Origin of the sequence: Staphylococcus pseudoxylosus, assembly GCF_003697915.1 — a bacterium.
Lineage (GTDB): Bacteria > Bacillota > Bacilli > Staphylococcales > Staphylococcaceae > Staphylococcus > Staphylococcus pseudoxylosus.
In genome coordinates, this window is the sequence record NZ_RCVN01000025.1 from 1 (window position 1) to 20,097 (window position 20,097).

A 20,097-nucleotide genomic window follows, 5' to 3' on the forward strand; every position below is an offset into this window, starting at 1 on the left:
CCATTGATTTTTTCATTATAATAATCTTTAGCGATTTCATTTTTATTATCTCTATTTGTTTCATGTGCTCCAAAAGCCGCTGGGGTAGCATCTGTAAGGTCTGAAGTAACAACGAGACCTGTTGATTTTTCATTTTTTTTAGCATACTCTAACACAGATTCTAATTCTTTTTTATTATTATCAACTGACACAGCACCATTATATGTCTTTTCTCCAGTTGCCATAGCAGTTCCAGCTGCAGCAGAATCAGTAATATTCTCCTCTTCTGTATTCTCAGGATCTGTTGACATTTGACCTAACAAATTACTATCAAATGCTGTTCTTTCAATTTTTGATGTTTCTGGATTGTCCTTATAATGACGATAAGCACTATTAAATTCGGGACCCATACCATCACCTACTAAAACAATGACGTTCTTTGGCTTATCTTTATCTTTTCCCGACTCTCCAGTATATGTATTACTAGTCAAAGCTGTTGAAATTACTAACGAAGCTACTAAAGTCTTTTTGATATTTAACATGTATTTTACTCCTTAAAAATGTGATTTATTAAACTTATCATCTGTATGTAAATAGGATGTTTATTTTAAGAAAATGTAAAAAACCCTTCCAGTTAATTAACTGAAAGGGTTTAAAGAAAATAGAACTTATAAACAAAATTTCTTTTACTATTTTTCATTATATTTTTTAAACAACAGGACAGCATTATGTCCGCCAAAACCAAGACTGTTACTCATAGCATACGTAACATTTAAATTCTCATATTCATTAGCAACCAAGTTAATATCGCAATCTAAATCAGGTTTTGTAGCATTGATAGTTGGAGGAATCTTACTATCTCTAATAGATAAAATAGAAAATATTGCCTCAATAGCTCCAGTAGCACCAAATGAATGCCCCATCATCGACTTAGTAGAGCTTACTTTTAAAGATTTAAAGGCTTCACCGAAAACTTTTTTTATAGCTTGTACCTCTGTAAAATCTCCCAATGGAGTACTTGTACCGTGAGCATTTAAGTATTGAATATCTTTAGCTTCTATTTGTGCATCTTCTATTGCTGCTTGTATTGCACGAGCACCTCCTTCTCCTTCAATAGCTGGAGCTGTAATGTGATAGCTATCCCCTGTTGACCCATAACCAACGACTTCCGCATAAATTTTAGCGTTTCTTGATTGTGCTGACTTTAGAGATTCAATAACTAAAATACCTGCTCCTTCTCCTATAACAAAACCATCTCTTTCCTTCTGAAAAGGGCGGCATGCAGTTTCAGCATCATTATTTATGGATAAAGCATGACTTGCACTAAAACCAGCAATACCAATTTCGGTAATTGGCGCTTCTGTCCCACCAGTAACCATAGCGTCAGCATCCCCACGTTGAATAATCCTAAATGCTTCACCGATGGAGTTTGTACCTGTAGCACATGCAGTTACAGTAGCACCGTTTGGTCCTTTAACACCTAAATCAATTGAAACTTGGCCAGTCGCCATATCAGGTATAAGCATAGGTATACAAAAAGGACTCACACGTTTTGCACCTTTATATTTTAAAGTACTATGAGTTTTCTCTAAAGTTTCTACACCACCCATACCTGAACCAATCCATACGCCTATATTTTTTGCATTATGCTCGTTAATATTTAAATTAGAATCTTTAACAGCTTCTCGAGCTGCTACCACTGCATATTGTGTAAAACGGTCCATACGCCTAGATTCTTTCTTAGATATGTAATCATGTATATTAAATTCTTTCAATTCACCGGCTAAGTGTACATTATACGGTTGAGTATTAAATCGGGTTATTTTATCGATACCATTAACTCCATTTAATGTATTTATCCAAGTGGTCTTAGCATCATTACCTAGAGGCGTAAGGGCCCCAACACCTGTAACTACCACACGCTGATTTCCGTTCATAAAAAATCCTCCTTACGAATTTTTAAAATATGCAAATTAATATTAAAACAACTTTCATTATAAATAATCCTCTAACATAATACGTTAAGACTAAGTGAAATACAGATCTATAAGTTTTTCATAAATATTTGATAAAAATATATTTAAATATTTTATATCATATAAATACATACCCTGTTTAAAATTTTTATATTAACTAAAAAGTACATTATGTAGAAAATCGAACTAAATATTCTAATAAGGTTGTGTTGCTAATAATCTCTGTATACGCTTATGTATGTGTTCTGTAATAAACTTTGACACACTAAAACCCCCTATGGTTAGGAAGTTACAATGCTACTAGAAGTATCAGACATTCATTAATTTAAATGTCTTTTTTTATAAATAATTAAAACTAGTCCAGCTCTACTATATCTTTTCACTTTTCTCTTATATATATATCTTTTACCATCATGATTAAATGAATCTCTCCATATTAACCACTAATATATCCACTTCTGATAAGTTAAATTATGTCATTCAAATCTTAAATGGGTGTATTTACTTAGATTGAAATAATACAATTTCTACTTTTCTTTCTGTGTATACACTATACATATGGAAGTTATACATGTGGAAGTTATATATGTATAATGTATACACATATATCATATTTGGTATTCGTATAATATCATGCTAGTATAATAAATATATATAAAAGGACAACATGCGCTAACATGTTGCCCTAATGAGGCTGTTAAAAAGACAAAAATAACCTTTTCGAACCTGTCAAAGTTGGAAGGTTATTTTTTTGGTTATTGCTAATTAATACTAAACCAATGCTCGTCAAAACCATCATAAGCATTTCATAATCAGACATGCTACACCTTTCTAGCAATAAAAGAGGTAACTACAATTCCATTTAAAACTCGCTACTAAAAATTCTTCAAATGTTACTCGGTTGCTAATTTAACTTCAACTTTTTTTCTTTTTTTCATATAATAATCTATTTTTTCCAAACCAAGATTGATATAAAAATATTATTATGACTACAAAATAAACTAAAATAGTTATCGGAAACATAGACATAACTACCCTAAACAGTACTACTGTTTCTCCTAAATTAACAGTCCAAATATCCACTACCATTTCAAAACAGCCCCATACCCCAAACATAGAAACTATTACTATAATTAAAAACAACAACCATCGAAACCATATAGGGAATACCTTAGTTTCTTCTATAGTTGCTCGATTGATGTTAAATATTGATTTGACTTTTGGAATAAATGTGACTCGTCCTTCTCTTTGTTTAATTAAATCCACATCTTCTTCATATTCTTTTTCGTTATCTTTATATATTAACGCATCTTCATCTTTTGATTTAATTCGGTTCAATACTACATATAATACTTTTTCTCCTTTTGTATGTTCTAATTCTACCTCATAATACCTCTTGTTTTTTGTCCAAAGAGGCATTAAGAAAAAAGCATACACCATAGAAAAAATTGTTAATAATAAAATCAATTGATATATTTCACTTTTGTATTTAATTAAATCTTCTGTTTTAGTGTTTATAAACAAATCGCTAAGCCCTAATAATATAAATAAATCTATCAATAAAACAGCGAGTATAAATCGAAAGATATTATTAAATACACGTGTCCATTTTTCTTTATTTTGATTCATCACCATTTCTCTTCCTTTAAATTGGCTAAGTATAACAACCAATAATGGAATACCTATACTAATGGTTTGTAAAATAATCTTACTGATTTCTAGTTGCTCTTTAATATTCATTTTTTCAAAGTCCTTTATTTTTATTTATTTGAGAGATTAATAATAGCATCTCTAATCTCTCCTTTTAATTGCTCATCTCTTTTATATCCATTTAAATTAATATATCCAGCATCATCATTTACATACTGTAAAAAACGTTTAAACGTGTCCATGTATTTAGCAACTTCAGAATATTACTCTTCTTCAGTTAAATTAATATTTATTGTTTTAGTTTTTTGATTCTTGTTCACCCTTTTCGCCACTCTTCAAAATTAGTAATTACTTATCAAAAAATACATTCTTATACTGAGTAATTTCTTAGTAAACACTTTATCATAAACAACTAAGCAATTACTCATGCCTTATATGAGAAAATCATTGATTATAAACAATGATCTAAGGACTCCTTTCGGGAGTCTATAAGGAGTCCTTAGACTCCCCATTCTTCTATCCTTTGCGCCACAAGGGGTAGAAGAATTATTGATTTCTCATCAAGATGCCATGTAATATTATACTTAAGTCAGATTTTATAAATATATAAAATTGCTGAAAGTACTCCTATAAAAGCATTTATAATAAATGAGATATTCATTTTGAACCCCAGCTATGCTGGGTGCCATCGTGATGGCATTGTTCACCCTTATCCTGTTGTCTGGGACTCCTTTTCGAGACTCCTCTAGTTGAATTCTTAGCCACATAAATGCATTTTCAATGTTCTAAAAGTTTAAATAACTCCCTTTCTTAAAACGTATATTAGGCTTCGTTTTTTATCATTACAAATACTACTAATAAACTTCCAATAAAAAATGACCTACTGTATTAATTTATAATACATGTAGATCATTTTTCACTCACAATATTATTTTATAAAATTCGAAGTATTACATTAATCTTCCAAGGCCAATATTTAAACTTAGCAATGAAATGCTACTTGATAATGTCGTAACATATTATGTTGTACTATGTTACGACATTATCAAAAACCAAAACACAATATATTATCTTTTTAGCAAACTTTATCACTCGACTTATTAAATACCTTTATTTTGAATTTTAAGGGGGCATTTTAAAGATTAAGGCCCGTTACATATAGTTTTCTACCTAAACACTTACATAAACTCTTAAAACGCAAATATACGCCAGATAAGTATACTTTAATTTCACCAGTAACTTTTAGATTAAAACGGGTACTAATTTTTTAGAAACCGAAGTATCAAACTCAATATTTAATGTATAGATGTCAAAACAAATTCTCTTTTATCTTCTTCCGCATGTTTTTCTTTGTTGTTCATCAAATTGCCCCATAATCGTTTCAATTCTTTCAAAATGGATTTTAAGTCTATACGTTTTCGCAAACTATATATTATTTTTACTTAGATTTTGACGCAATATTATAGATATCCATGTCATGAAATTCTTCTTTTTCGCCTTGTTTGATATCATCAATGCGTGAAAATCCACTTACTATAATGACAAAAATAAGCATAACAAATAGTCCTTTAAACCAACTGTTAACTGTCATAGGCGTTTTCCTTTTATGAAAGTACAACCTCAGTAATAATCCTACGATAATGGCCAATAATAGTTCCGTTGCTAAACACGCATTTGTGCTTAAATATGCTCTGTTGTTACGTTATTGATTGAAAATATTATGTTGACTCATATTTTGCCTACGCATATGAAGGGCATGTATTTCTTCTAACTCAGCTTTAATTGACTGCATAAGATAGCCTTGCATCGCATCAACGGTTTCATTCTTTTGTAGCAACATCGCTTTAAAACGTTTTAAGACACTGACAAGTTCAAATTCCACGTCTTCTAAACGATAATATGTATCATGCGCATTATTAAATGACTTTTTGCCTTTGAGTAACACACTTTTAATAATACGTATCTCTCTAATTTCAAATTTACTTAAATAGTCTTTGATTTGTTGTGGCAATTCTTCGAGTACTTGGAATTTAAGTGCATCATTATTAAATTCGGATTGTTGGTGATTTGTATGATCCGAATGATTATGGTTTGTTTGATTGTTATATGTATCATTCATATCATACGTATCATTATTCTCAGTCTCTATATAATCAGTATTACTTAAGTCAGTATCATTAGACTGTGAATTTGGAAGTTCTTGACCACTTAAATTCATAGTTCTAGAACTTCCAAATTCATTGTTCTGGAACTGTGAATTTGGAAGTTCCTTGGTACGACTGCCTTCAACATCATAATTGGGTTTTAATAGATACAATCTATTGGGTTTATTAAGGCCAACACGTTCTTGAGTTAGTAAATTAAAACTTACTAACTCTTTTTTCAATTTTATGATTTTTTGTTCTGCATAACCTAAGTATTCGCACAAATGTTTATTACTGAAAATAAAGTAAATGTTATTATTTTTATCTACCCATTCATTTTGGATGGATAATTCAAAACGATCTTTTAATAACGCATACATAATTTTGGCTTCTGCTGACATTTTCTTAAAATATATATCTTCAAATAAATATTTAGGCAGTTGATAAAACCTTTCAGTTTTTACTTGTGATAAATTGTATTTCTCAAAATTGGGCATAATAAAAACCTCATTTCCACTTTTTTTGGATTGAGGTAATAAAACAATTTTTACGTAAGTTATATGTTTTGTGCTTGCACTTAGATGATTAGATATATATAATACAAGTATCAAAAAAATATATAAACAAACGAATGCGAATCGTTTTATTACCGAGAGTCGATGCTACGCCAATAGCATCGACTCTTTTAATATTCATAAAGTAATATTAACACTTTTATGGTCGTATATAAAGCGTTTTAAGTGTAGTTAAAAGCACATTATAACCTCAAAATAGTATTATTTATTATTTTGGTGCCTAATTAGGCACCAAAAATATCCAATAGGTAGCTAATTAGGCGCTTAGGTAGTGAAATAGGTGGTAAAATTAGGCGGTAAAAGATGAAAAAATATTTGCTAGGTGGTAAAATTTAGGTACTAAATTAGGTGCCTAAGGGTGGATGTTATGAAAACTATTAAAATGGTTGCTGATGAATTGGATGTAACTAAACAAACTATTGTTAATAATGCTAAAAGCTTAAATATATCTTTTGAAAAAGAAAATGGAATTAATTATATTAATGATAATGATTGTTTGAAAATTATAGAAAAAATCACTAAGAAAGAAAGAACAACGCAAAATAAAGAATCAGTAAAAAAAGAAATGTTTGATGAAAATACTGCAGAAGTTGAAAAGCATATATATAATAATTCAAATAGTTCTGAGACATTAAAAGCAAAAGCAAATGAATTAGAAAAGCAAATAGAAATCTTTGAAACTAGAGCTAAAAATGATGAAAAATATATTGAGAATCTAACTAAACAACTAGATCAACAAAATAGCAATGTTAATACATTAAATAAACTGTTGGAGAATCAACAAATATTAGCTTTAGAAAGTAATAAAAAGATTCAAAAACTAGAAAAACAATTAGAAGAAGAAAGACAGCTTAATTATTCTTTTGATACAGTGACTAATGATAGACAAAACGTTAAACCGCAAGAAGCAACTTTTACTGAAGAATCTCAAAATATCAACCAACAACAAAAGAAAAGTCAACCAACAGAAACAGAAGTAAAACATAAGGATATAACCGAAGAGAAAAAGGATGACAGTACAAATGAAGAAGTATTAGCGAAAGATGATAAACCATCTGAAGAAATAGAGAGTGGGCCTGAGGATAAGGAAGCAGAACCATCTAAAAAGGGGTTTTGGAGTCGTTTGTTTGGTAGCTAATATAATTAATTAGGCACTAAAAGGTTATAACCTTTTAGTGCCTTTTATATAGTGAGAACTTCTGATAATCATCGATTATGTAAATTAAAACCCCGACCTTTGGTAAGAGGTCGAGGTTTTGTAGATAATTTTATCTACAAGTAGCAATTAATGGTTTAATTATTCTGTTATAACTTTTAAATTTACATCTATGTTATTTCGTGTAGCTTTTGAATAAGGACAGAAATCATGTGCATGTTTTAGATGTCTTTCTGCTTCTTCTTGAGATAGATTACTTACTTTAGCTGCTATATCCACTTCTAATTTAGGGCTTTCAGCTTCAGGATCATCAACTAAACGTACAGTTAATGTCACTTCCGGATTAGCATTTTTGATTTTATTTTGTTTTAAAATTAAGTCAAAAGCGCCATTAAAACATGAAGCATAACCTGCTGCAAATAATTGTTCAGGATTAGTCCCATTATCAGTATTTGTTTTGTCTGGTGGAACTACGGTTAAATTCAGCGTTTCATCGTCTGTTTTAACATGGCCATTTCGTCCACCTTTATTTGTAGCACTTGTTTTATATTGAATTGACATAATATCACCTCCTTTTATTACTATTAAATATTGTTTTAACAGTATTTTCATCACTTACGAAAACTTTATCTGCCATATTAACAAATAGTCCTGAATCTATAACACCCACTATTGAATTTATAGATTTTGTTAAATATAGTGGATTATTTATAAAACCAAAATTACAATCAAGAATATAGTTTCCGTTATCTGTAACATAAGGTTTATTATTAATTTGACGTAATCTACATGAAGCACCTAAGCTTTGTATACGTTTAGAAGTAATTTCCCATCCAAAAGGTATTACTTCGATAGGTAATGGGAAAATCCCCAATTGTTCTACGAGTTTCGTTTTATCAATTACGATAATAAAATTATTAGCTGCATCACCTATAATCTTCTCTCGAATTAAGGCTCCGCCACCTCCTTTAATCAAATTAAAGTTAGCATCAACTTCATCGGCACCATCTATAGCTATATCTATATGAGTTGTTTTACTAAATGATGTAAGTGGTATGCCTAATTTGTGAGCTAATTGGGCAGTTTGTATAGAAGTAGGTATACCTGTAATATCAAGCCCATTTTTAATTTCAGAACTTAAATATTCTAAGACATATTTCATGGTAGATCCTGAACCTAGCCCTATAGTCATACCGCTATCAATTTCCATAATTGCCTCTTTAGCAACTCTTCTTTTTAATTCATTATTATTCAATAGACCATCTCCATGTATAAAGCTCAAACAATTTATTTTTTCCAATATCTTTCAAATAAATTGTTCATGTGCATTTTCATAAGCTCGTAAGCTTCAAGTTCATTATGAACTTCAATTGCTTTAATAATTTGTTTATGTTCCTCAAAATTTATTTGTCTATAATCAGAACGTGTAACTGTTCTATCTCTTAAGAATTTCCACATTTTTTGATGTTCCATTGCCTCACTAATGTCATTCATAAATTTGATTAATAATTCGTTTTTGGTTGACTTGGCTATAGTTTGATGAAATTCGTCATCAGTGAGAGGATTATATATACCGCTAATTGTTTCCTCTTCCATTTTAGTTATTATTTTATTCAAATGCTCTATATCCGCATTAGTTGCTCTTTGCGCTGCATATCTGGATATAATAGGTTCAATTTCCATTCTTGATTCAATTATTTCTTCTGGTGAAATACTATTTAAAACATTAGATGAATCATCTTCAGTTGTCGTAAGCTTTGGTTTTTGGACATATGCACCTTCACCTTGTTTAGATAAAACAAAACCATTTAATTCTAAAGCACTGATTGCTTGTCTTACTGGCGCTCTACTTACGCCAAATTGTTCACATAAAAATTTTTCAGAAGGGAGCTTATCTCCTACTTTAAACGTTCCTATTTCTATTTCATGAAGGATTTGTTCGTAAATTTGGATGTATAATTTATTACTAGATACACGATTAAAAGCCATAAATAACACTTCTTTCTATTATATTTTGGTAATTATTATTTTATCATGTATCTTATTATCTAACATACTTAGTATGTATTTTCAGCATCAAGTATTATTAGACTAGTCCATATGTGATCCGCCATTAATATCTATATCTTCACCAGTGATATAAGATGCTTCTTTGGAAGATAAAAATGCAATTGTTGTAGCAATCTCTTGTGTTTCACCTGGTCTACCACTTGGAATAGTAGCAATCACTTTTTTTGCTTCGTCTTCTGGTAAAGATTTCCAAATATCAGTATTAACTAGTCCCGGAGCAACACAATTTACAGTAATTCCATGGCTAGAAACTTCACGCGCAAGATTTTTTGAAAAACCTAATACGGCTGCTTTAGATGCAGAATAGTGCGCTCCACCAAAAACACCGCCACCTCGTTTTCCAGAAACAGAGGATAAACTAACAATACGGCCGTAATTTTGTGATTTCATCGGCTTTAGTACAGCTTGAGTTGTTAAAAATAATCCAAACATATTTACCGTGAAAATCTTTTGCATATCTGTTAAAGTCATATCTTCTACTGTGACTTTTTGAGATATACCTGCATTATTAACTAATATATCTATTTTTCCATAATGATCCATAACGCTTTCTATCATATTATCTACAGATACTTTATTAGTAACATCTAATTCAATACCAAATGCCACGCCGCCTTGGTTCTCAATTTCATTAACTACTTCGTCTACTCCCTCTTTATTTAAATCGGCAATAACTAATTTTGCACCCTGTTTAGCGAATGTTAATGCGATTTCTTTACCTATACCTTTTGGTGATCCACTTCCTGTAATAATTGCTACCTGATCGTCTAATCTAAACATTTTATTGTCTCCTTTTACTTCTTCATTAAATTTTTAGCAGTATCTATAATATTTTCTTTAGTAATTCCGTTAATCTCTAATAACTTTTCATAGGGTGCAGATTGCCCAAATTGATCTTGTACACCTATTCTTCTAACTTTGCCATTACCTTCTTCAGCAACAATTTCACTGACAGCACTTCCTAAACCATTGATAATATTATGATCTTCTACTGTTATAATTTTCCCGATGTTTATACATTCTAATATGGCTTCTCTATCAATTGGTTTGATTGTATGCATGTCCAGTAATTTAACTGAGATATCCAATTCTTCTAATTTTTCTGCTGCTTTTATTGCAATGTTTAAAGTATCTCCATTAGCTATGATTGCGATGTCTTTACCGTTTTTTAAATGTTTTGCTTTACCAATTTCAAATGTTTCATTCTCATCATAAATAATTGGTATTTCTCCACGTGTGAATCTTAAATATACAGGACCATAAATTTTAGAAGCTTCTCTAATTAATTTTCTTGTTGAATGATAGTCTGCTCCCATAATAACTTTCATATTAGGAAATGTGCGCAAAACCCCCATATCTTCGATAGCTTGATGACTTCCGCCATCTGTTGCAGGTGTTAATCCACCGTGAGAACAAGCAATTTTAACATTTAAGTTAGGATAACAAATTTCTTGTCTTACTTGTTCTCCCATTCTAAGCGATCCAAAAACAGCATAAGTACTTACGAAAGGTACTTTTCCAGTGGTTGAGAGTCCAGCTGCTATGCCAGCGGCATTTTGTTCTGCAATACCTACGTTAATATGTTGATTAGGTAATTCACTCATAAATTTTCCTGTTTTACATGAACCTCCTATATCTGCATCAACTACTACTATGTCTTGATTTTCTTTACCTAGTTCTAATATTTCATCTCCAAATGCTACTCTAGTTGCCTTAGCTTTTTGTTCCTTAATTAAACTCATATTACAGCACCTGCCTTCTCCAATTCGTCTATCGCTTTATTATATTCTTCTTCATTAGGGGCTTTACCATGCCAAGACACGCTGTTTTCCATAAATGAAACACCTTGGCCTTTTGTCGTATTACAAACGATACATTTAGGCTTATTATCATTTAATTCTCTTATTTCATCTAAAGCGTCTATTACTTCTTCCATATCATTACCGTTGATACGTTTTGTATAGAATCCCCATGTTTTAAATTTCTCTTCTAAATCACCATTAGGCATAATTTCATCTGTAGGTCCGTCAATTTGCAGTCCATTATCATCAACAAAAACAATCAAGTTATTTAGTTGATACTTAACAGCAGATTGTGTTGCTTCCCATATTTGTCCTTCTTGGCATTCTCCATCTCCTAGAACCGCAAAAACTCTATAACCTTTGTCATTCATTTTTCCAGCTAATGCCATGCCTACAGCGCAAGACAATCCTTGACCTAGAGAACCTGTAGATATATCTATACCAGGGCATTTTTTGGAATCGGGATGCCCTTGAAAAGGTGATTTGTATTCTCTCAAAGTATGAATTGTATCAAAAGGAACAAATCCTAAAGTTGCTAAAGCTGAGTATTGTATAGGGGCAACATGGCCCTTAGATAATACAAAACGATCTCTATCTTCCCAATCTGGATTATTTGGGTCTATATTCATTTCACCAAAATATAAAGCGCTCATGAAATCTGCGGCTGATAAAGATCCTCCTGGATGTCCAGATTGAGCGTCATGAACCATTGTTAAAACTGTTTTTCTTAATTCATTTGCAGTTTTTTTAAGTTTTTCAACATTTAAATTAGTCATTCTATCACCTTTCCCAGAAAAATATTCGAACTTGTATACTAAGTATCTTATGACACAAGATTACAATAAAACGTTTTCATTGTCTAGCCATAATTTCAAATAGGTCTCTATTGACAGAAAATAGGCATAAATATATACTCCTTATATACTTAGTATACAAGCTTACAAAAACCGATGCTTATTTTATTTAGGCATTGGTTTTATTTACTGCATTTTGTAAGCGTTATCAAATATATGTAAGGAGTTTGTTTATGCCATTAATTATTACAAGTATAGGTATTTTAATTCTTTTAATTTTAATAATGAAATTTAAGATTAACACGTTTATAGCATTAATTATTGTTGCTTTTTTCCTTGCTTTATCTCTTCAAATCCCTCCTGATAAAATTGCTGATTCTATTGAAAAAGGATTAGGTGATACGTTAGGTCATATAGGTCTAATTTTTGGTTTAGGCGCTATGCTAGGTAAATTATTGTCACATGCAGGAGGATCACATCAAATAGCAGTCACATTAATTGATAAATTCGGGGTTAAAAAAATCCAGTGGGCTGTTATTGTAGCTTCTTTCATAGTAGGGATTACGTTATTTTATGAAGTAGCGTTTATATTATTAATACCTATTATTTTTACAATCGCACGAGAAATTAACATGTCTGTGCTAAAACTAGGCTTTCCAATGGCCGCAACTTTACTTGTTACGCACTCATTTTTACCTCCACATCCTGGTGTTACAGCTGTGACGCTTGAATACGGGGCTAATGTTGGACAAGTTTTACTTATTGGTATAATTGTTTCAATCCCCACCGTGATTATAGGGGGAGTGTTTTATCTTAAATTATTACAAAAGATAAACCCGTTATTATTAAATAAGCCGCGAAATATTTATCAACTTGAAGATAATTCAATTCCTGAAAATATACCAAGCTTTATTTCAAGTTTGTTAACGGCACTTTTCCCTGTTATTTTAATGGCTTTAGGAGCTATTATTTTAGCTATTAAAGATTTTATTGGGATTAACCATAATATTTTTTTTGAATTTATAAGTTTTATTAGTAATGCTTCAGTAGCTATTTTAATTTCGTTGTTATTAGCTATTTATACTATGGGTATAAAAAGAAAGATTGCTGTTTCTGAGTTAATGAACGTATGTACTTCTGGTATTAACACTTTAGGCTTTCTATTTCTAGTTATTGGCGGAGGAGGTGCTATCAAACAAGTTTTATTAGATGGTGGCGTAGGAGATTATATTGCTAAAATTTTTGAAGACTCTACAATAAATCCTATAATATTGGCTTGGATTATTGCTGCTCTCTTACGTGTTTCTTTAGGTTCAGGAACAGTAGCTACATTATCAACAGCAGGTTTAGTTATACCTATATTAAGTCAAACACCTGATGTAAATTTAGCGCTTGTTACACTAGCTACTGGGGCTGGAAGTTGTATTCTTTCTCATGTAAATGATGCTATGTTCTGGATGATTAAAGAGTACATGGGGATGACGATAAAAGAGACCTTTGCTACATATACTGTTATTTCAACGATTATTTCCTTTGTAGGGTTAGGATTTATATTAATATTGGATATATTTATGTGAAAATATTGTATCTATATTCATTTTTACACGAGTGCATAAAGTATTATAAACCATCGTTTTTGGCACAAAACCTCTTAATATAAAATTGAGAGGTTTTTCTTACATATTTTAGTTTCTAAACCTGTGTTATAATCAATGTATCATAAATTTCAAAAAACATGAGTTTTCATACGCTGACAGACGTGTTTATTTGCATCGAGAATTAGATTTCATTAATAAGTACCCATAAAACGATTAAAAGAGGTGGTATTCAAATGGCTAAAATTGGTTATGCACGTGTATCAACGCAAGATCAAAGTCTTAATGGACAGATTGACACACTTGAGGACTATGGTTGTGAACGTATCTTTAGCGAGAAAGCGAGTGGTCGTAAAACTAAACGAACGGAACTTGATAAGTGTTTAGATTATTTACGTGAAGGAGATATCCTAGTTATCTATAAACTAGATCGTCTTGGACGTACAACAAAACAGTTAATTGAGCTATCGCAATGGTTGGATGAAAACGGTATTGATTTACATATTATTGATATGAATGTATCAACGAAAGATGCGATGGGCAAAATGTTCTTTACAATGATGAGTGCATTCGCTGAACTTGAAGCTAACTTATTAAGTGAACGAACTAAAAAAGGCTTAGAAGCAGCAAGAGCAAGAGGGCGAAAAGGTGGAAGACCTTCATTACCAGATTATAAGAAAAGAGAGATTAAATTCTTATACGATGAGCAAAAACTTACGGGTGAAGAAATTGCTAAACAAACAGGAGTGAGTCGTTCTACTGTATATAGAATAATAAAAATGAAGTAGTAAAAACAAATAATCACAGGAAGAAAACTAATGAAAGGAGAATCTCTAATTTGAAGACTCTCCTTTCATTAGTTTTTATAACCTATATTATAATTTAACGAGAATTTTTGCTTGTGATTTATCGTTTACAAGTTGTTCAAATCCTGACTCTACAATATCATTTAACTCAATTTCATCAGTAACGACGTCTTTTACTTTTAAATTACCTTCGTTAATTAAGTCTATTGTTTGTTGAAATGTAGTAGGTGTATAAGCAATCGTCGAAGTAAGTTTTACACCTGTATTCGTTAATTGCATTGGATTCCATTCAATAGGATGGCCGAATATAGAAACTATAACAACAATACCTCTTGCTTTAGTAACATCTATTGCAGATTTAAGTGTTGGCGCTACACCAGCTACCTCAAATGCTACATCAACGCCATTATCAGTGTATTTACTAATAATATCACTTGGGTTTGATTCACCAGAGTTTATCGTATGAGTAGCACCTACTGCTTTAGCTTTATTAAGTCGCTCTTCCGATAAATCGAAAACAAATATTTTGCTAGCACCAGCTGCTTTAGCTGCTATAGTTGTTAATAAACCGATTGGCCCTGCACCAAAAATAGCAACAGTATCGCCAAATAGAACTTCGCCTTCTTTAATTGCTTGAACTGCAACAGCCGTCGGTTCTACAAGGGCACCTTCTTTATCAGAAACATTATATGGTAATTTATAAACATTCTCTTCTGGGGCGTTTGTAAATTCTGCAAATCCGCCATCAGAACCTAAGCCTATAAATGAATAACCATCATAAAGATCAATATTTTCTTCTTTTTCACGATTTGAAACTGTAGGATTAATGACAACACGATCGCCTTTATTAAATTTTGTAACCTTAGAGCCAATATCATCTACTACGCCTGCAAATTCGTGGCCTAATGTAACAGGTGCTTTTTGGCCAAGGAACGGGTCTGGTTTGTCTGTTGAAATAAATATAGGACCTTCTAAGTATTCATGTAAATCTGTGCCACAAATGCCAGCCCAAGACACTTTAACTTTAACCTCATTATCTTGTAACTCTTTAGATTTTCGATCTTCAACTCGTACATCCTTTTGACCATACCAAACTGCTGCTTTCATTGATAAAACCTCCTTGTTTTAGTTAATTTAATAGTATGCCTTTTAAAAGTTACTTTCAAATAAACTAACCTTAGATATGTTTTTTCTGATAATGGATAAATTATTATCCCACGAATACTTAAATATATTTGAAATATGTATGGTTTTATACTATTCTTCTTTCTTATGCGTGTATATTGTTACAAACAATCACTGGTAACAGTCCTTCTACTATCCTAAACTTATTATTAAGAATAACAAGTACTATTACTATTTCAATGAATTTAAAATTGCATTATTAAACTCATTGAGATCATCTGGCGTTCTACTAGTAATTAAATTTCCATCAATCACTACTGGCTGTTCTAAAATTTTTGCCCCCGCATTTTCTAAATCCTTTCTAACTGAAATAAAACTTGTAAGTTCTTTCCCTTTAATTAAATCAGTATCTATTAGTAGCTGCGGGCCATGACAGATAGCAAAAGAAGGTTTGTCTTCTTCTAAAAAGTGTTTAGTAAATAAACCGAATTCACCTTTTTCATCAGAACGTAATAAATCTGGAGAAAATCCTCCAGGTAACAGTATGCCATCAAATTCTGAAGGAATCGCGTCTTCAATACTTTGATCAACTTTATATTCCGTACCATGCTTACCTGTTATAATTTGTTTGTTATCCTCACTGATAATTGTTAAAGTATGCCCTTCATTTTTCAAAGCTTCTTCAGGACTAGTTAATTCAATATCCTCAAATTGATCAGTAACCAATACAGCTATATTCGCCATAACATCTCTCCTTTATCTTGTTTATATACATAATTTTACAGTTACTAGAGTATAAAATAAATAACGCACAATTTTGTGCGTTATTCTTATTTTTCTGAAATATTATATTTAGGTGTTAATTTTAACTCTTCTATTCGACGCTCTCCCCAATCATACATTGCATCGATAATAAACATTAAGCTTTCACCTATTGAAGTCAAAGCATAAAAGGTATATTGGCGGTGGTTAATTGTTTCATTATACCTATAAATAACTCCATCTTCCTCCAATTCTCTCAACTGCTTAGTTAATATACGATGTGTAATCTTAGGTAATAAACGCATTAACTCATTGAAATGATAAGCACCTTCATGTCCTAAATGGTATAAAATAACTATTTTCCATTTTCCACTGATAATTGAAAGTGTATATTCTTTTGAACAGCTATAATCTCCATTTTCTAGCCTTTGTTTTACATCCTCTCTTATATTCATATCTCTCATTGTTTATCCCTCTTTTTCTCCATGATTATATAAATAAATGCCCCAGTTATATAATTCTTCTGCTAATGGTTTTAGAGATTTTCCTAATTCAGTTAGTCTATAATCTACTTTAGGCGGCATAACTGGATAAATGGTACGTGTAATAAGTCCATCTTTTTCCAATTCTTTTAGCTGATTGATTAATACACGTTGATGTGCGTTTGGAATAGCTTTTTCAATTTGGTTTAAGCGTAATGGTTCTTCTCGTAATAACTCCCATACAATCATAAGTTTCCATTTCCCACCAATAATATTTAATGCAAGTTCTTTTTCGCAATTAAAACTTTGATTTTTAAATTCTATCAATTTATTCAATCCTTTCACAATTTATACTGTTAAATTAATCAGTATCTCAATTTATACTCTGTATTTACTTAATGTTACGTAAAGATTATATTATAGCAAAAGGAGGTCATTATATGAATAAATTATTTATAAATGGTCAATTCGTAGAAAGTAATTCTACAAATCAATTAGAAGTTATTAACCCAGTTACAGAGGAAATAATCGATACAGTTACTTTAGCAAATGAAAATGACACTAAAAAAGCAATCAATGGTGCTAAAGAGGCACAATTGAAATGGGAACAGGTTAATATTGTAAAAAGAGCTAAAATTGTTCAAAATTTAGCTGAGCAATTAGAAAAAAATAAAAATGAATTGGCTGGAATTTATGTTAAAGAACAAGGTAAACCACTATATGCAGCTATAGGTGAAATAGAGAAATCTATTGAGTATATTAATTACATGTGTAGTTTAGCTAGAAAAAATAATGGGGAAGTTTTACAAAGTGAAGTAGAAAACGAGACAATAATATTAACAAAAAAACCTGTAGGTAATACTGCTGGTATCATTCCTTGGAATGCGCCTATTTTTGTTTTAATGCGAAAACTTATTCCAGCTTTAGTTACTGGTTGTTCTATTGTTATAAAACCAAGTGAGGAGACACCATTTGGCGCGTTTAAAATTGCTGAATATATCCAAAAGACTGACATTCCAAATGGTTTAGTCCAAATCATAACAGGAACAGGTTCAGAAGTTGGTAACTTATTATCACAAAGTGAAGACATTGACCTCATCTCAATTACAGGTAGTACTGGTGCCGGTAAATCAGTTATGGCAAGTGCAGCAAATAATGTAAAAGGCGTGAACTTGGAACTTGGCGGTAAAGCGCCTGCGATTGTTACAAAGAATGCCGATATTGAAAAAGCAGCTAGTTATATTGTACAAGCAAGAATTAATAACAGCGGCCAAGTATGTACATGTCCGGAACGTATCTATGTAGCAAAAGATATCTTTGATGAATTTATAACACTCGTTAAAGACAAAATGAATAAAGTTCAACCTGGAGATCCCTATGATAAAGATACGACAATGGGTCCTATTATTAATCACAAACAATTAGACTCAATAAACGAAAAAGTACAAATTGCAGTAGCTGAAGGTGCCACGATAGAATTAGGTGGACATATCTTAGATAGAAAAGGATTTTTCTACGAACCAACAATTTTAACCAACCTTTCCAAAGATTCTATAGTTATGAAAGAAGAAATTTTTGGCCCTGTACTTCCAATCGTAAGTTTTGAAAATTTTGAAAAAGTATTAGATGAAGCAAACAATTCTGATTATGGCCTTTCTTCTTATATTTTTACAGAAAATCTAAAAGAAGCGATGTTAGCAAGTGAAAGACTAAAATTCGGCGAAGTTTATGTTAACTGTGAAGCCGAAGAAGCTATTGTTGGTTATCATGCAGGATGGCGTCAATCAGGACTTGGTGGTGCAGATGGTGTGAATGGTTTTGAAGAATATTTAAATACAACCGTAACCTATATTCGTTATGAGTAGGTTAGGAGATTCATTAGTATGATAACTACAGTTATAGATCAATGTTTAATACTATTAATATTCCTCGTCATTGGTTTTCTATGTAGCAGAAAAAATTGGATTCATAAAAAACATATGAGCAGTTTATCGAATTTATTAACTAATATTGTATTACCAGCAGCTATATTAACTAGCTTTAACGTTAATATAGCTGCTTATAATTTGAATTTCTTTGTTATAATCATTTGTATCAGCTTATTCTTAGTAGCTTTTCCCTTTCTTCTTTCTAAATTGCTTGTTTCCTTCACGCACATGGAACTAGCACTGAAAAAGGTATGGATTGGTTGTTGCACATACTCAAATATACTATTTATAGGAATTCCTATTATAGGTACACTATATGATGAAAAAGGCTTATTTATACTTGTCATTTACAATACAATATCTAATTTATTTTTATTTACATTAGGTATAAGATTATATAAAAATGATGTTAACTTTAAATCTATAGGCCCATCACTATTAAGCCCTGCACTTTTAGCTTCTTTTTTAGGCATCTTACTATTGATATTAGATGTTTCATTACCTAAAACATTAACTACTGCACTGGATGAATTGGGGAGTATGACTGCTCCTTTATCTATGATTATTACAGGTGCTTTGTTTGGGTTAATCAATATTAAGAAATTTATGGTCTCCAAAAATATCTATATTTTTTGTTTTGTACGTCTTATCGTGATACCTGGGCTTGTATTTGTAATTTTAAATACGTTTATAACAGATAAAGTTATTTTAGGTGTGATGGTACTTTCTGCAGGGATGCCTGCCGGGGCTACCAATACATCCTTAGCAACGATATATTCTGATAAGGGGCCTGAAACTTCTCAATATGTGGTTATGTCTTCGATACTATGCATCATAACATTACCTATTTTAATGTATGTATTGTCATTGTAAATTTCTCACTTTGCATTCCTCTATACTATGATGTTATAATGCAATTAACAAAGATTATCAGGCATGTATGCACCAAATCCCCTTACTATGGCCGTAGTAAGGGGATTTTTTGGTGTGGCTAGTCGCCTATTCGTCATTACGCTTGCGTAGCCAATGCGCAAATAGCGCAACGAGACAACCACTTGCTGCTGTGGTCATGATGTTTACAAAGATTTCAGACATCGCGTATGCACCTCCTCTCTACGTCAACTTGACGCCTGAGAGATAGGCGACTCCACTATTATACCATCTGTATCTTTTGAAGCATATCTACTTCCGATAAGTCGAATTATGTTTGATTATTCATCGTTTAAAAACTTAAATAAGACTATACTAATTAT

At 31.4% G+C, this 20,097-nt stretch carries 22 protein-coding genes; 5 read left to right on the forward strand and 17 right to left on the reverse strand.

Annotated features, from left to right (window positions below; genetic code table 11):
• The 6 genes from D9V42_RS14075 to D9V42_RS14095 all read right to left on the reverse strand — a co-directional run.
• A partial coding sequence (locus tag D9V42_RS14075) for an alkaline phosphatase (RefSeq protein WP_208639085.1) occupies window positions 1-521 on the reverse strand: 521 nt, incomplete at its 3' end.
• Window positions 522-668: 147 nt separating this feature from the next.
• On the reverse strand, window positions 669-1,916 hold the full coding sequence (gene fabF, locus D9V42_RS14080; RefSeq protein WP_107556032.1) for a beta-ketoacyl-ACP synthase II: 1,248 nt from the start codon (window positions 1,914-1,916) through the stop codon (window positions 669-671).
• 954 nt (window positions 1,917-2,870) lie between these two features.
• Complete coding sequence (locus D9V42_RS14085; protein WP_107556031.1) at window positions 2,871-3,695, reverse strand: hypothetical protein; 825 nt, start codon at window positions 3,693-3,695, stop codon at window positions 2,871-2,873.
• Window positions 3,696-3,715: 20 nt separating this feature from the next.
• Entirely contained in the window at window positions 3,716-3,847 is a 132-nt protein-coding gene (locus tag D9V42_RS15610) for a hypothetical protein (protein WP_259339213.1), read from the reverse strand.
• A gap of 1,196 nt (window positions 3,848-5,043) precedes the next feature.
• Complete coding sequence (locus D9V42_RS14090; RefSeq protein WP_233665578.1) at window positions 5,044-5,196, reverse strand: hypothetical protein; 153 nt, start codon at window positions 5,194-5,196, stop codon at window positions 5,044-5,046.
• A gap of 111 nt (window positions 5,197-5,307) precedes the next feature.
• Complete coding sequence (locus tag D9V42_RS14095; RefSeq protein WP_119585921.1) at window positions 5,308-6,246, reverse strand: replication initiator protein A; 939 nt, start codon at window positions 6,244-6,246, stop codon at window positions 5,308-5,310.
• 445 nt (window positions 6,247-6,691) lie between these two features.
• Between D9V42_RS14095 and D9V42_RS14100 the strand changes: the two genes are divergently transcribed.
• Entirely contained in the window at window positions 6,692-7,462 is a 771-nt protein-coding gene (locus D9V42_RS14100) for a DUF536 domain-containing protein (protein ID WP_119585923.1), read from the forward strand.
• 159 nt (window positions 7,463-7,621) lie between these two features.
• On the opposite strand, the gene D9V42_RS14105 is transcribed toward D9V42_RS14100, so the two are convergent.
• From D9V42_RS14105 to D9V42_RS14130, 6 genes are all read right to left on the reverse strand, one after another.
• Window positions 7,622-8,041 carry an organic hydroperoxide resistance protein gene (locus D9V42_RS14105; protein WP_107558449.1) on the reverse strand — a complete coding sequence of 140 codons (420 nt, stop codon included), beginning with the start codon at window positions 8,039-8,041 and terminating at the stop codon, window positions 7,622-7,624.
• 4 nt (window positions 8,042-8,045) lie between these two features.
• Window positions 8,046-8,735, reverse strand: coding sequence for a ribose-5-phosphate isomerase RpiA (rpiA, locus tag D9V42_RS14110; protein WP_107377943.1), 690 nt, complete (start codon window positions 8,733-8,735; stop codon window positions 8,046-8,048).
• 32 nt (window positions 8,736-8,767) lie between these two features.
• Entirely contained in the window at window positions 8,768-9,469 is a 702-nt protein-coding gene (locus D9V42_RS14115; RefSeq protein WP_107377944.1) for a FadR/GntR family transcriptional regulator, read from the reverse strand.
• 102 nt (window positions 9,470-9,571) lie between these two features.
• The gene (locus D9V42_RS14120; protein ID WP_107377945.1) at window positions 9,572-10,330 is read right to left on the reverse strand and encodes an SDR family NAD(P)-dependent oxidoreductase; all 759 of its coding nucleotides are present in this window, start codon (window positions 10,328-10,330) and stop codon (window positions 9,572-9,574) included.
• A 14-nt stretch (window positions 10,331-10,344) separates the two neighbouring features.
• Window positions 10,345-11,292, reverse strand: coding sequence for a transketolase family protein (locus D9V42_RS14125; RefSeq protein ID WP_107377946.1), 948 nt, complete (start codon window positions 11,290-11,292; stop codon window positions 10,345-10,347).
• The gene (locus D9V42_RS14130; RefSeq protein WP_107377947.1) at window positions 11,289-12,128 is read right to left on the reverse strand and encodes a transketolase; all 840 of its coding nucleotides are present in this window, start codon (window positions 12,126-12,128) and stop codon (window positions 11,289-11,291) included. Before D9V42_RS14130 ends, D9V42_RS14125 begins: the two co-directional genes overlap by 4 nt.
• 251 nt (window positions 12,129-12,379) lie before the next feature.
• On the opposite strand from D9V42_RS14130, the gene D9V42_RS14135 reads away from it, so the two are divergent.
• A complete protein-coding gene (locus D9V42_RS14135; protein ID WP_107558451.1) occupies window positions 12,380-13,723 on the forward strand; it encodes a gluconate:H+ symporter in 1,344 nt (447 codons plus the stop codon).
• 254 nt (window positions 13,724-13,977) lie between these two features.
• Window positions 13,978-14,529, forward strand: coding sequence for a recombinase family protein (locus D9V42_RS14140; protein WP_107556310.1), 552 nt, complete (start codon window positions 13,978-13,980; stop codon window positions 14,527-14,529).
• Window positions 14,530-14,616: 87 nt separating this feature from the next.
• Here the strand turns inward: D9V42_RS14140 and D9V42_RS14145 are convergent, their stop codons facing one another.
• The 4 genes from D9V42_RS14145 to D9V42_RS14160 all read right to left on the reverse strand — a co-directional run bounded on the left by D9V42_RS14145 (window position 14,617) and on the right by D9V42_RS14160 (window position 17,243).
• Entirely contained in the window at window positions 14,617-15,654 is a 1,038-nt protein-coding gene (locus tag D9V42_RS14145) for a 2,3-butanediol dehydrogenase (RefSeq protein WP_107556311.1), read from the reverse strand.
• Between the two features lie 249 nt (window positions 15,655-15,903).
• On the reverse strand, window positions 15,904-16,416 hold the full coding sequence (locus tag D9V42_RS14150) for a type 1 glutamine amidotransferase domain-containing protein (protein WP_069792567.1): 513 nt from the start codon (window positions 16,414-16,416) through the stop codon (window positions 15,904-15,906).
• An 86-nt stretch (window positions 16,417-16,502) separates the two neighbouring features.
• Window positions 16,503-16,898 carry a winged helix-turn-helix transcriptional regulator gene (locus D9V42_RS14155; protein WP_107556302.1) on the reverse strand — a complete coding sequence of 132 codons (396 nt, stop codon included), beginning with the start codon at window positions 16,896-16,898 and terminating at the stop codon, window positions 16,503-16,505.
• Window positions 16,899-16,901: 3 nt separating this feature from the next.
• The gene (locus tag D9V42_RS14160; protein ID WP_069792569.1) at window positions 16,902-17,243 is read right to left on the reverse strand and encodes a winged helix-turn-helix transcriptional regulator; all 342 of its coding nucleotides are present in this window, start codon (window positions 17,241-17,243) and stop codon (window positions 16,902-16,904) included.
• A gap of 113 nt (window positions 17,244-17,356) precedes the next feature.
• Here D9V42_RS14160 and aldA point away from each other — a divergent pair, with 113 nt between their 5' ends.
• Both aldA and D9V42_RS14170 read left to right on the forward strand, forming a co-directional pair.
• Window positions 17,357-18,781: an aldehyde dehydrogenase gene (gene aldA, locus D9V42_RS14165; RefSeq protein ID WP_107556301.1), complete on the forward strand. Its 1,425-nt coding sequence runs from the start codon at window positions 17,357-17,359 to the stop codon at window positions 18,779-18,781.
• Between the two features lie 18 nt (window positions 18,782-18,799).
• Complete coding sequence (locus D9V42_RS14170; RefSeq protein WP_069814788.1) at window positions 18,800-19,717, forward strand: AEC family transporter; 918 nt, start codon at window positions 18,800-18,802, stop codon at window positions 19,715-19,717.
• A 126-nt stretch (window positions 19,718-19,843) separates the two neighbouring features.
• On the opposite strand, the gene D9V42_RS14175 is transcribed toward D9V42_RS14170, so the two are convergent.
• On the reverse strand, window positions 19,844-19,939 hold the full coding sequence (locus tag D9V42_RS14175) for a type I toxin-antitoxin system Fst family toxin (RefSeq protein ID WP_014287283.1): 96 nt from the start codon (window positions 19,937-19,939) through the stop codon (window positions 19,844-19,846).
• Between the last annotated feature and the right edge of the window lie 158 nt (window positions 19,940-20,097).

Coding starts and splice junctions, on each gene's coding strand:
- fabF (WP_107556032.1), bottom strand. CDS start 1,916: ATGAACGGAAATCAGCGTGTGGTAGTTACAGGTGTTGGGGCCCTTACG.
- D9V42_RS14085 (WP_107556031.1), bottom strand. CDS start 3,695: ATGAATATTAAAGAGCAACTAGAAATCAGTAAGATTATTTTACAAACC.
- D9V42_RS15610 (WP_259339213.1), bottom strand. CDS start 3,847: ATGGACACGTTTAAACGTTTTTTACAGTATGTAAATGATGATGCTGGA.
- D9V42_RS14090 (WP_233665578.1), bottom strand. CDS start 5,196: ATGACAGTTAACAGTTGGTTTAAAGGACTATTTGTTATGCTTATTTTT.
- D9V42_RS14095 (WP_119585921.1), bottom strand. CDS start 6,246: ATGCCCAATTTTGAGAAATACAATTTATCACAAGTAAAAACTGAAAGG.
- D9V42_RS14100 (WP_119585923.1), top strand. CDS start 6,692: ATGAAAACTATTAAAATGGTTGCTGATGAATTGGATGTAACTAAACAA.
- D9V42_RS14105 (WP_107558449.1), bottom strand. CDS start 8,041: ATGTCAATTCAATATAAAACAAGTGCTACAAATAAAGGTGGACGAAAT.
- D9V42_RS14115 (WP_107377944.1), bottom strand. CDS start 9,469: ATGGCTTTTAATCGTGTATCTAGTAATAAATTATACATCCAAATTTAC.
- D9V42_RS14120 (WP_107377945.1), bottom strand. CDS start 10,330: ATGTTTAGATTAGACGATCAGGTAGCAATTATTACAGGAAGTGGATCA.
- D9V42_RS14125 (WP_107377946.1), bottom strand. CDS start 11,292: ATGAGTTTAATTAAGGAACAAAAAGCTAAGGCAACTAGAGTAGCATTT.
- D9V42_RS14130 (WP_107377947.1), bottom strand. CDS start 12,128: ATGACTAATTTAAATGTTGAAAAACTTAAAAAAACTGCAAATGAATTA.
- D9V42_RS14135 (WP_107558451.1), top strand. CDS start 12,380: ATGCCATTAATTATTACAAGTATAGGTATTTTAATTCTTTTAATTTTA.
- D9V42_RS14140 (WP_107556310.1), top strand. CDS start 13,978: ATGGCTAAAATTGGTTATGCACGTGTATCAACGCAAGATCAAAGTCTT.
- D9V42_RS14145 (WP_107556311.1), bottom strand. CDS start 15,654: ATGAAAGCAGCAGTTTGGTATGGTCAAAAGGATGTACGAGTTGAAGAT.
- D9V42_RS14150 (WP_069792567.1), bottom strand. CDS start 16,416: ATGGCGAATATAGCTGTATTGGTTACTGATCAATTTGAGGATATTGAA.
- D9V42_RS14155 (WP_107556302.1), bottom strand. CDS start 16,898: ATGAGAGATATGAATATAAGAGAGGATGTAAAACAAAGGCTAGAAAAT.
- aldA (WP_107556301.1), top strand. CDS start 17,357: ATGAATAAATTATTTATAAATGGTCAATTCGTAGAAAGTAATTCTACA.
- D9V42_RS14170 (WP_069814788.1), top strand. CDS start 18,800: ATGATAACTACAGTTATAGATCAATGTTTAATACTATTAATATTCCTC.
- D9V42_RS14175 (WP_014287283.1), bottom strand. CDS start 19,939: ATGTCTGAAATCTTTGTAAACATCATGACCACAGCAGCAAGTGGTTGT.